Annotated in this window: 12 protein-coding genes and 1 pseudogene; 6 read left to right on the forward strand and 7 right to left on the reverse strand. The window is 58.8% G+C overall.

Features of this window, described 5'->3' with window-relative positions:
• The first annotated feature begins 21 nt into the window (after nt 1-21).
• Nucleotides 22-522, forward strand: coding sequence for an Lrp/AsnC family transcriptional regulator (locus C8029_RS21810; RefSeq protein ID WP_009573000.1), 501 nt, complete (start codon nt 22-24; stop codon nt 520-522).
• Between the two features lie 112 nt (nt 523-634).
• Here C8029_RS21810 and C8029_RS21815 read toward each other — a convergent pair whose 3' ends face one another.
• The 5 genes from C8029_RS21815 to lgt all read right to left on the reverse strand — a co-directional run bounded on the left by C8029_RS21815 (nt 635) and on the right by lgt (nt 4,875).
• Nucleotides 635-1,444 (reverse strand): Hint domain-containing protein, encoded by an 810-nt coding sequence (locus C8029_RS21815; protein ID WP_193217712.1) that lies wholly within the window; start codon nt 1,442-1,444, stop codon nt 635-637.
• 242 nt (nt 1,445-1,686) lie between these two features.
• On the reverse strand, nt 1,687-1,833 hold the full coding sequence (locus tag C8029_RS22175) for a hypothetical protein (protein ID WP_193217713.1): 147 nt from the start codon (nt 1,831-1,833) through the stop codon (nt 1,687-1,689).
• 317 nt (nt 1,834-2,150) lie between these two features.
• Nucleotides 2,151-2,909 carry a peptidoglycan editing factor PgeF gene (gene pgeF, locus C8029_RS21820; RefSeq protein WP_152003736.1) on the reverse strand — a complete coding sequence of 253 codons (759 nt, stop codon included), beginning with the start codon at nt 2,907-2,909 and terminating at the stop codon, nt 2,151-2,153.
• Nucleotides 2,906-3,985, reverse strand: a complete 1,080-nt coding sequence (locus tag C8029_RS21825; RefSeq protein WP_152003737.1) for a class I SAM-dependent methyltransferase — start codon at nt 3,983-3,985, stop codon at nt 2,906-2,908. The genes pgeF and C8029_RS21825 overlap by 4 nt, the downstream gene beginning before the upstream one ends.
• Nucleotides 3,982-4,875 (reverse strand): prolipoprotein diacylglyceryl transferase, encoded by an 894-nt coding sequence (gene lgt / locus C8029_RS21830; protein WP_009573004.1) that lies wholly within the window; start codon nt 4,873-4,875, stop codon nt 3,982-3,984. The genes C8029_RS21825 and lgt overlap by 4 nt, the downstream gene beginning before the upstream one ends.
• Before the next feature lie 102 nt (nt 4,876-4,977).
• On the opposite strand from lgt, the gene C8029_RS21835 reads away from it, so the two are divergent.
• The 4 genes from C8029_RS21835 to C8029_RS21850 all read left to right on the forward strand — a co-directional run bounded on the left by C8029_RS21835 (nt 4,978) and on the right by C8029_RS21850 (nt 7,345).
• Nucleotides 4,978-5,226, forward strand: coding sequence for an accessory factor UbiK family protein (locus C8029_RS21835; RefSeq protein WP_009573005.1), 249 nt, complete (start codon nt 4,978-4,980; stop codon nt 5,224-5,226).
• Between the two features lie 318 nt (nt 5,227-5,544).
• A complete protein-coding gene (locus C8029_RS21840; protein ID WP_009573006.1) occupies nt 5,545-6,045 on the forward strand; it encodes a type III secretion system chaperone family protein in 501 nt (166 codons plus the stop codon).
• Nucleotides 6,046-6,200: 155 nt separating this feature from the next.
• Complete coding sequence (gene proC, locus C8029_RS21845; RefSeq protein WP_152003738.1) at nt 6,201-7,004, forward strand: pyrroline-5-carboxylate reductase; 804 nt, start codon at nt 6,201-6,203, stop codon at nt 7,002-7,004.
• On the forward strand, nt 7,004-7,345 hold the full coding sequence (locus C8029_RS21850; RefSeq protein WP_009573008.1) for a tRNA-binding protein: 342 nt from the start codon (nt 7,004-7,006) through the stop codon (nt 7,343-7,345). Before proC ends, C8029_RS21850 begins: the two co-directional genes overlap by 1 nt.
• A gap of 44 nt (nt 7,346-7,389) precedes the next feature.
• On the opposite strand, the gene C8029_RS21855 is transcribed toward C8029_RS21850, so the two are convergent.
• On the reverse strand, nt 7,390-7,977 hold the full coding sequence (locus C8029_RS21855; protein ID WP_009573009.1) for a thymidine kinase: 588 nt from the start codon (nt 7,975-7,977) through the stop codon (nt 7,390-7,392).
• 407 nt (nt 7,978-8,384) lie between these two features.
• On the opposite strand from C8029_RS21855, the gene C8029_RS21860 reads away from it, so the two are divergent.
• Nucleotides 8,385-8,849, forward strand: coding sequence for a hypothetical protein (locus tag C8029_RS21860; RefSeq protein WP_009573010.1), 465 nt, complete (start codon nt 8,385-8,387; stop codon nt 8,847-8,849).
• A 116-nt stretch (nt 8,850-8,965) separates the two neighbouring features.
• Here the strand turns inward: C8029_RS21860 and C8029_RS21865 are convergent.
• Nucleotides 8,966-9,354, reverse strand: a pseudogene (locus C8029_RS21865) (DEAD/DEAH box helicase); the annotation flags it as partial.

A 9,354-nucleotide genomic window follows, 5' to 3' on the forward strand; every position in this document is an offset into this window, starting at 1 on the left:
CCAAAAAGACCGGAGAAAAACATGCCCCCTCACAAGCTCGACGACATCGACCGTAAAATCCTTGCTGAATTACAGGCCGACGGTCGGATGACCAACGTTGAGTTGGCCAAACGTGTGGGGATTTCCGCGCCGCCCTGCCTGCGCCGGGTGCGCACCTTGGAAGAGAGCGGCTACATCAAAGGCTACCACGCGGTCGTCGATGCGCGGGCACTGAATTTTGAGGTTCAGGTGTTTGCCATGGTCGGGCTGCAAAGTCAGGCCGAGGTCGATCTGTCGAAATTCGAAGCGAAATGCCGCGAATGGCCCTTGGTCCGCGAATGTCACATGTTGAACGGCGAGGTGGATTTCATCCTCAAATGCGTGGCACCCGACCTGTCGACCTTTCAAAGTTTCCTCACCGGAGAGCTGTTGTCGACCGAGAATGTCGCCAGCGTCAAAACCTCACTGGTGATCCGCTGTGCCAAGGATGAACCGGGTGTGCCATTTGAAGTGCTCGAAGCCCGTTTGGCGCAAAACGCCTAACGCGGCCTGTCCACCCCATAGATGAAAAACGGCCCGTGCCTTTTGGCCGGGCCGTTTTCTTTGATCGCCACCTGGAGGGATTGGGATCGAAAGGCGTGGAGATCTGCGGCGATCAGGCTTTGTCTAACATGATCAAATCGGTCGGTGACAGGCGCGGATAGGACATCGCGCCAAAGGCCCCAAGCCCGTCCAAATGCGGAAACAGCGCCATGAATTGCGCCCGCAGCTCGCTTGGCAATTGGCGCGACGCCGTGGTGCCCGGATGATAGCTCTCAAGTTCGACCCCGTTGACGCGGATCAACCGATGCTGGCTGAGGCCAATATGGTAGCTGCGCACGGAGGACATCGGCGTCACTTCGATCACAGAAACCCCATCCACCAGACTGGGCACAGGGGCCAGCGCTTGGGTCGTGTCAAGATAGGATTTGAGCGCCTGGGCGCGGTAGAGATAGCGAGCGCCTGCCCCCAGCATCAAATCCGGTGACGGGCGGCCAAGACCAAAGGTGTCGGCGGTGATCCGGTACAGGCGTTCAGGTTTTGCGTCCTGCGCGCGTGTGCCACCTGTGTCGATCTGCATCGAGCCGATCCATCTTACCGTCTGCACATCGCCTTCGACGGTCTCCACTTGATCGCCGGGCAGCAGGTCTTCGATCGCGACGGGTCCCATGGGGGTGGGGATCAACGCGCCACGGGCAAAGGCATTAAAGGCGGCTTCAAAGATGGGCAGGGCCGGGGCCGACAGCGCCGCATCGCGAATGTCACCGTTTGCTGCAAGCCATTGAATATCATAGCTGCGCCGCATGACGGTGGGCTGATCGGCGGGGCGTTCATAGGGACGGGTGCGCCTCACCGTCCACGCGGGCTGACCTGATCTGTCATGATGAGAGAGACCCGGATCGGCAACGGTATGGGCCTGGCGCATCGCTATGGATGCACCTCTTAGGGGCTGCGACATAGGTCACCTCGTCACTGTGTCGGCCCCCACCGGAACAGTGCGTCAACGATCACCCGGTTTCGTATGCATTGTCAAAAATTTTATCTAATTACGGTTAACGGCGGACCCAGTCCGCTGGCCCGCCGTTTCATTGTTTCTCAAATCTGATGCAATCCTGCGGTGACCTTACCCGCTGCGCCCCTGTCCGAAGGAAAAAGCGGCGAATCGATTTAGGCCGAAGCGACGAGTTTCATCGACCGTACGCCGGTCTTTTTGGCAATGAACGCATCGCGGCGTAGGCCACGGGCCCATGGCATTTGCACGTCGGTCTTTTTGGCTTCGGCGATCATTGATTTCATCCAACGGCGGTTTTTCATCTCTGCTCTCACTTTATGTCATCGGGGCGCTCGGCCCGGTTTACCGTTTTGTTGCTGCCAATATGCAGGGAGGCTTCGGCAAAAATGCGGCGTATGGGGCAGAAAATTTGGCGAGATGTGTGGGAGAGTATGTCGATGGTGCGCAGAGCGGAGATGTCGCGTTAACCATGGAGAATGTAAGGTTAATTTCCAAACCTTGGAAACAATAGGCGCAAGTTTTGGGGATTGTTTCGGGCAAAAATAGGGCAAGGCTACGCCGCATTCGTGCCACAATGCGCCGGGGCCGCGCCTGCCCCAGGCCCGAAAGTTCGGTCGTCTTAAAGCCGGATCACCGATATGAGTCGCCCGTAATCCGCCTCTTTGCGATGCACCGAGCGGCGGTAGGAATAAAACCGGGACGGGTCGAAATAGGTGCAATGGCGGGTCCATTCGGCATGGCCAACCCCCGCTTCGCGCAGGCGATATAACCCAAAAGCCGGAAGGTCAAAGAGGTAGCGGTCGCCTGAGCCATTGGTGAAAAACCGCGCGTAGATCGGGTTCTCGGCATAGAAATCTTCAAAGAATTCAGGACCAACCTCATAGGCGCGTTGGGAAATCGACGGGCCGATGACGGCGGTGATCGCCTCCCGTTTTGCCCCCAATGTTTCCATCGCTTCAATCGTGGCCTCCAACACTCCGGCCGCCGCGCCTTTCCACCCAGCATGGGCCGCGCCAATGACGCCGGTGTCACGATCGGCAAACAGCACCGGCTGGCAATCGGCGGTGAGGATCACCAAGGCCAATCCCGGTTGATCGGTGACCAAAGCATCGGCCTTTGGAACATCGCCGCTTTGCGGTCCGGTGACAATCGCCACATCGGCGGAGTGGATTTGATGCGCGGCGCAGAGCTGATCCGGTGTCAGATCCATGGCCTTGGCCACCCGCGCGCGGTTGATTTTTACGATGTCGGATTGATCGGTGGAGCCAAGCCCACAGTTCAGCCCCTCAAACACCCCCGAAGAGGCCCCGCCTTTGCGGGTGAAAAACCCGTGTGTCACGCCATTGAGCGCGTCGGAGGTGATGATTTCAAGGCTCATGCGTCAAATCCTGGAGGCAGTAATTTGGCTGTGGGGGCGAGGGCGAGTGCTTTGAAAAGCGTTCCCATTTCTGCGGGTGAGGTCAACCTGTCAAATGCGGCGATGTGAGATTTAAGGGCATCACCGCTCAACTTTGTGGCAAGCGCTTCGGCGCGCGCGGAGATCCCGAGCCGTCCCAAGAGCATCCCTTGCGGGATCATCTGAGATGCCACCGCGCCTGCACTTTGCGCCGCGCGCGCCAAGGCGTCGAAATCCACATGGGCGGTGAGGTCGGCGCAACCGGGCCGAATGAGAGGATCGACCATCTGATGCGCCTCAAGCGCCTGAAACGTATCCCCCAGCGAGCGCCAATCGCCATAATCGACAAAGAGCGCCGCACCGCCATGTCGTGCAATGCGCGTGGCGATCTCGGTCACAATCGGCGTGCTTGCGGGGCAGGTCTCGACGATGTCGCCGTCTTTGGTGTCGTTCAATCTGTGTGCCAGCTCTGGCATGGGGGTGGCGGCGGAGAGGCCAAGGGTCAAGGCACCGTTGAGCAATCCCACATGTGTCTCGCGCCAGCCCGCGCCATCGCGGGTGAACTGGCGGATCGGCAGGGCGTCGAAAAACTCGTTGGCGACCAGCCACAAAGGCAACTCGGGCAGGTCCGCCACACTCTCAAGCCATGTGACGTTATAGGCGGCCAACGTCTTGGCCTGCGCGGCTTTCAGGGTGGGAGAGGCCTCGATCAAATGTACTTTCATTGCGGCGTGCAGGCCCGGCACGGCTTTGGTCACGCGCAAAATGTCGGCCGTCAAGGTGCCGCGTCCGGGGCCGATCTCGGCGAGGGTAAACGGCGTGGGCGCGCCTTGGCCTAGCCAGCTTTGCGCCAAACATAGCCCGATCATCTCGCCAAACATCTGGCTGATTTCCGGCGCTGTGGTGAAATCTCCGCCTGCGCCCAAGGGATCGCGCGTGGTGTAATAGCCGTGGTCGGGATGCAGCAGGCAGTCGGACATGAAGTCCGCCAAAGACATCGGTCCGGCATGGCGAATACGACGGATCAAAAGATCGGCAAGCGGCGTCATCTGGGTCATGCGGGGCGCGGTCCACGCAGCGCCCGGACGGCGAAAAACACGCCGATCAGGATCATCGGCAGGGACAGAAGTTGGCCCATTTGCATCCCGGCAAACACGGCGCCGTTGGGGTTGGTTGCGGTGATGAATTGGCCGTCGGCTTGGCGGAAAAACTCAACGATAAAGCGCGATAGGCCATAGCCCGCAAAAAACACGCCCGCGACAAGGCCCGGACGTTTGAAGGCGCGAAATCCCCAAACCATCACCAACAACAGGCTGCCCAGAATCAGCCCCTCCATCCCCGCCTCATAGAGTTGCGAGGGGTGGCGGGCGCAGGGGGCGCTCAGTGTGGCACAGGCCTGTGCTGCATCGCCGGGAAAAATCACCGCCCAAGGGCCGTCCCACGGTTTGCCCCACAATTCCGCATTCACGAAATTGGCGATCCGCCCCAGCATCAGGCCCGGAGGCGTGGCCATCGCCAACATGTCGGCGAGCGAGCCAAGCGGCACTTTGTGTTTGCGGCCCCACAGGGCTGCGGCAATCACGACGCCAATGAAACCGCCATGAAAGGCCATGCCGCCTTGCCACACCATCGGGATTTCAATCGGATGGGAGAGGTAATAACCCGGTTTGTAAAACAACACATAGCCCAGACGCCCGCCGACGATGACGCCCAAAATCAGCCATGTCAGCAGGTCTTCGAACGCGCTGCGATCCATCGGTGGAGTGTCATTCGGCCAAAGCCGCGGCGTTTTGAGCGCGCGCATGATCAGCAGCCAGCCGATCAGAAAACCACCGATATAGGCCAGCGCATACCAATGCAGCGCAAAGTGAATCGGTCCAAGGTCCAGCTCAAACAAGATGGGCGACAGGTCGGGGAATTGTATCACGGCGGGGATCATTTGAAACATGGCGCAACTGTCTCAAGAGCGGCGGGGAAGTCAACCTTGTGATTTGCCCTTTTGCCCCCCATATAGGGAAGAGATATTCACGAATGCGTTTCGGAGACAGCCATGCAAACCCGCAACAAGATCCTCGATGACATCTCCCAGTTGATGACCAACGCCATGGGCGTGGCTCAGGGAGCGAAAGAAGAGGCGGACACCGCGCTCAAAGGTTTGGTGGACCGCTGGTTGGCCGACCGCGATTTCGTCACCCGCGATGAATTCGACGCGGTGCGCGCCATGGCGCAAAAGGCCCGCGAAGAGAATGAAGAGTTGAAAAAACGGCTCGACATGATGGAACGCAAGAAAAAGGTCTGAGGGGCTCGGGTCAAACCGACCGCCTTTTCCAGCATTATGACCGGGCCTGTGCCCGGCGATCAGGCTCCCGTTTCGGGGGCCTTTTTTCTTGTCCACAGGCGGGGTTACAGCTCTGTGGAAAAAAATGGGCAAGCTGTGGATGAGCGTCGATTGCTGGGGATAACATAAATATTTCGCTTTACAGGCCCAGTGCTTTGCGCACACCATATCTGGTAAGGGAACGCGGTAAACCCGCCGCCCCTAGAGCAGGCACCAAGTCTTAGTGGTCGTTACGGGGATGTCGCGCAGGCCACAGGACGCAAACAGACGAGGCCGCGTATGTCGTTTATTGAGCAAAATTTTTCCAGCGAAATCCATCCGATCGACCTGTGCGAGCATTTGGCCGAACACAATGATTGGGAATTCGATCGGGTGACCGAAGATCAGATCGCCATGGCGGTCGAGGGTCAGTGGCGCACCTATTCGCTCACGCTCGCATGGTCTGATTTTGACGAGACCCTGCGTCTGATCTGCACCTTTGAAATGGAGCCGCCCGAAGACAAGCTGCCGCACATCTATGAGGTGCTCAATCGCGCCAATGATCAGATTTGGACTGGCGCTTTCACCTATTGGCCGGAACAACATCTGATGGTTTATCGTTATGGTTTGGTGCTCTCGGGCGGTCAAATCGCTGGGCCGGAACAGGTCGACCGTCTGATCGGGGCTGCAGTGGGCGCGTCTGAGCGGTTTTACCCGGCCTTCCAATTGGCCGCTTGGTCGGATCGGACGCCCGCCGAGGCGATGGAAGTCGCCATTTGCGAGGCCTATGGTCGGGCGTAAGCTGCGCGCAGAAATGCAAGGCCCCATGAGAGCGTCGGGCAAGGTGCCCGCGCAGAAACGCAAGGCCTCAGTGCGTTGCACTCGGAATGAGGATTGATAAAGTGCCCCCTGACCCCTCAGGGGGTCTTTTTTTGGCCAAGGTGAAGGATACGATCATGGACGATTTGAAAACACGAGGGCTCGTGCTTTTGGGCTGCGGGAAAATGGGCTCGGCCATGCTCAAGGGCTGGCTCGCGGGTGGTCTGCCGCCCAGCTCGGTCACCGTGCTTGATCCACATCCCTCTGAGTGGCTGCAATCGACCGGCGTGGCGCTCAACACCGATCTGCCCGCCAATCCCGCCATCGTTTTGGTCGCGGTCAAACCGCAAATGATGGGCGATGCCTTGCCCACGCTGCAAAAGCTTGGCAATGGCGACACTGTGTTCCTGACCGTGGCCGCCGGGATTTCCATTGCCACTTATGAGACCATGTTGGGCGCAGACACGCCGATCATTCGCGCCATGCCAAACACCCCCGCCGCCATCGGGCGCGGCATCACCGGGATCGTTGGCAATGCCAAGGTTTCGGGTGCTGCCCTTGATATGGCCGAAGGCTTGCTCAAAGCAGTGGGACAGGTGGTGCGGCTCGACACCGAGGCGCAAATCCGGCCTTTGACGGCGATTTCCGGCTGTGGTCCGGCCTATGTGTTCCACCTCATCGAAGCTATGGCTTTGGCCGGTGAAAAGGCGGGTTTGTCCGCAGATATGGCGATGCAATTGGCCAAAGCGACCGTGGGTGGCGCAGGGCAATTGGCCGAAGACTCGGACGAAGGCCCGGCACAGTTGCGCATCAACGTGACCTCTCCGGGGGGCGTCACCGCCGAGGCGCTGCGGGTCTTGATGGATGAGACGGACGGATTCGTGCCTCTGATGGAGCGCGCCGTTGCCGCTGCGATCACACGCGACGAGGAACTGGCCTGATGAGCGATCCTATCAGTTTTGACGATTTTCTCGCCGTCGACATACGCGTCGGCACCGTCCTGCGCGCCGAACCCTTCCCCGAGGCGCGCAAGCCCGCGATCAAGCTGTGGATCGACTTCGGGCCTGATGTGGGCGAGAAAAAAACATCGGCCCAGATCACCGTGCATTACACGCCCGAAACCCTGATTGGCCAACAGGTCATGGCGGTGGTGAATTTTCCACCCCGCCAAATCGGCCCCTTCATGTCGGAAGTCTTGGTGTTGGGTTTTCCCGATGAAAACGGTGCGGTGGTTTTGGCCCAGCCCAACCTGTCGGTGCCCAACGGCGGGCGGATGCATTGATCTTTGCCGCTGTCTTTACCGTGACCTAAACACTCAGATCGGGCTCAATCGGCCCGATCGCCCACGGCCTCGCGCCAATGGCGGCGGCACAGCGACACGTAGCGCTCGTTACCGCCAATCTCGACCTGCGCCCCTTCGGTCAACACCATGCCACTCTCCGACATGCGCACCACCATCGTTGCTTTTTTCCCGCAATGGCAAATCGTGCGCACTTCGCGCATCTCGTCAGCCAGCGCCAAAAGGGCGGCAGAGCCGGGAAACAAATTGCCCTGAAAATCGACGCGCAAGCCGTAGGCCATCACCGGTACGTTCAAATCATCGACCACGCGGGCCAATTGCCAGACCTGATCCTTGGTCAAAAACTGGGCTTCGTCGATAAAGACGCAGGCCACGGAGCCTTGCGCCAGGCGATCGTTGATCTTGGCAAACAGATCATCACCCTCGTCAAACGTATCCGCCTCTTCGCCGATGCCGATCCGGCTGGCGATGTGACCTTCTCCGGCGCGATGATCAAACCGCGCCGTGATCAAATAGGTCTCCATACCGCGTTCGCGATAATTATAAGACGCCTGAAGCAGCAGGGTCGATTTGCCTGCGTTCATCGTGGAATATTGGAAATAGAGTTTTGCCATGGCGGCGGTGTGCCAGAAAGGGCTGGTTGGGATCAAGATGCCTCGGGGGGGCTAAGCGAAAAATTCTACCCGTTCTCGCGGTCAGAATGTATAGTAAGGCCACCTCGGAACACGAACGGGTGGAAGCCGGAAGAGGGGGACACATCCAAGTAAGAACCGGCGGTTGCCCAGATGGGCAGGGGATGAGGGTGCCGAGATCTGACAGTGTTGACGCAACGTCCTTCCCAAACTGGCTTCCACCCGACCCGATGTTTTAAGGCATCGGATACTGATGAATTCCCTGCAACGGCAGGTAGACACTTGTATGTCATGTGATATTTAGGAATTTAATGGGAAAGGGTGGGGTGAATTCCCCATCGGGGGAATGTCCCAAAGAATGGGTCGTGGTTCGTGTTAGGACGGTGTTTATGGACGCAGCTGGAAATTATTTGAAAAAGCACACTGAGGCTTTGGTCAAAGACGTTGGGCTTGAGGCCGCATGTGCCTTGACTGGAAAATCCAAGGCCACTTTAGGTCGGTATTATTCAACGTCTGAGGAACATGCTGATCGTTTTATGCCCGTGGACGCTGTGGCCCAACTGGAATCGGCGGCGAGCTACCCACATGTCACTTCCGCCTTGGCAGAACTGAAAGGCGTGGCCCTCTCCTATGATGCGGCGCGCAACGAGGGCGCGCGTGCGGGCAACGGTGGAGTCAACACCGATGTCGTGGCCCTGTCGCAGCGTTTTGCGATGCTGATGGCCGAATATTCCGGTGCCATCGAGGATGGGATCATCACCATCAACGAAGCAAAACGGCTTTTGCGTGAGACGCTTGAACTGCAACATGTGCTGATTTCGATGAAATTGCATTTGGAGCATGAGGTGACCTAAAGGGTCGCTTTGCCTTGTTCGCGAGGCTATCTAAGAGATCAGGCCTCTGATCCAAACGCAAAAGAAGCGGCCAAAGCCGCTTCTTTTTTCAATTCTATCAGGTTCTTAATGCCGATTTACGCCTCAGCGCTACGACCACGGTTGCGCTGGGGGCGTCCGCCATTGGCCGCTTTCGGCGCGCCGCCGGGTTTGCCAAAGCCACCGCCGCCGCGACGCTGACCGCCACCATTGCCGCCGCCAAAGCCGCCGCCGCCACCGGGACCACCCCGACGACGACCGCCGCCTTGTTTGGCCTTTGCCGGGGCTTTCGCGTCGGCATGGGCCCAAGAGGCCGCCGTGGCAATCGGGATCGACAGTTTCATCACTTTTTCAATCGCGCGGAAATCGCCAAGCTCGTCAGGCGCACAAAACGCAATCGCTTTGCCGGCGCGGCCCGCCCGCGCGGTCCGACCAATTCGGTGCACAAAATTCTCCCGGCACGTTCGGCAACTCCGTAGTTCGCTAG

The organism is Roseobacter sp. TSBP12, from assembly GCF_009129705.1.
GTDB classification, from domain to species: domain Bacteria; phylum Pseudomonadota; class Alphaproteobacteria; order Rhodobacterales; family Rhodobacteraceae; genus Celeribacter; species Celeribacter baekdonensis_A.

Excerpts from the sequence above, each read along its gene's own strand:
- lgt (WP_009573004.1), bottom strand. The coding sequence starts at position 4,875 with ATGTTTCAAATGATCCCCGCCGTGATACAATTCCCCGACCTGTCGCCC.
- C8029_RS21825 (WP_152003737.1), bottom strand. The coding sequence starts at position 3,985 with ATGACCCAGATGACGCCGCTTGCCGATCTTTTGATCCGTCGTATTCGC.
- C8029_RS21835 (WP_009573005.1), top strand. The coding sequence starts at position 4,978 with ATGCAAACCCGCAACAAGATCCTCGATGACATCTCCCAGTTGATGACC.
- C8029_RS21840 (WP_009573006.1), top strand. The coding sequence starts at position 5,545 with ATGTCGTTTATTGAGCAAAATTTTTCCAGCGAAATCCATCCGATCGAC.
- C8029_RS21815 (WP_193217712.1), bottom strand. The coding sequence starts at position 1,444 with ATGCGCCAGGCCCATACCGTTGCCGATCCGGGTCTCTCTCATCATGAC.
- C8029_RS21860 (WP_009573010.1), top strand. The coding sequence starts at position 8,385 with ATGGACGCAGCTGGAAATTATTTGAAAAAGCACACTGAGGCTTTGGTC.
- C8029_RS22175 (WP_193217713.1), bottom strand. The coding sequence starts at position 1,833 with ATGAAAAACCGCCGTTGGATGAAATCAATGATCGCCGAAGCCAAAAAG.
- proC (WP_152003738.1), top strand. The coding sequence starts at position 6,201 with ATGGACGATTTGAAAACACGAGGGCTCGTGCTTTTGGGCTGCGGGAAA.
- pgeF (WP_152003736.1), bottom strand. The coding sequence starts at position 2,909 with ATGAGCCTTGAAATCATCACCTCCGACGCGCTCAATGGCGTGACACAC.
- C8029_RS21850 (WP_009573008.1), top strand. The coding sequence starts at position 7,004 with ATGAGCGATCCTATCAGTTTTGACGATTTTCTCGCCGTCGACATACGC.
- C8029_RS21810 (WP_009573000.1), top strand. The coding sequence starts at position 22 with ATGCCCCCTCACAAGCTCGACGACATCGACCGTAAAATCCTTGCTGAA.
- C8029_RS21855 (WP_009573009.1), bottom strand. The coding sequence starts at position 7,977 with ATGGCAAAACTCTATTTCCAATATTCCACGATGAACGCAGGCAAATCG.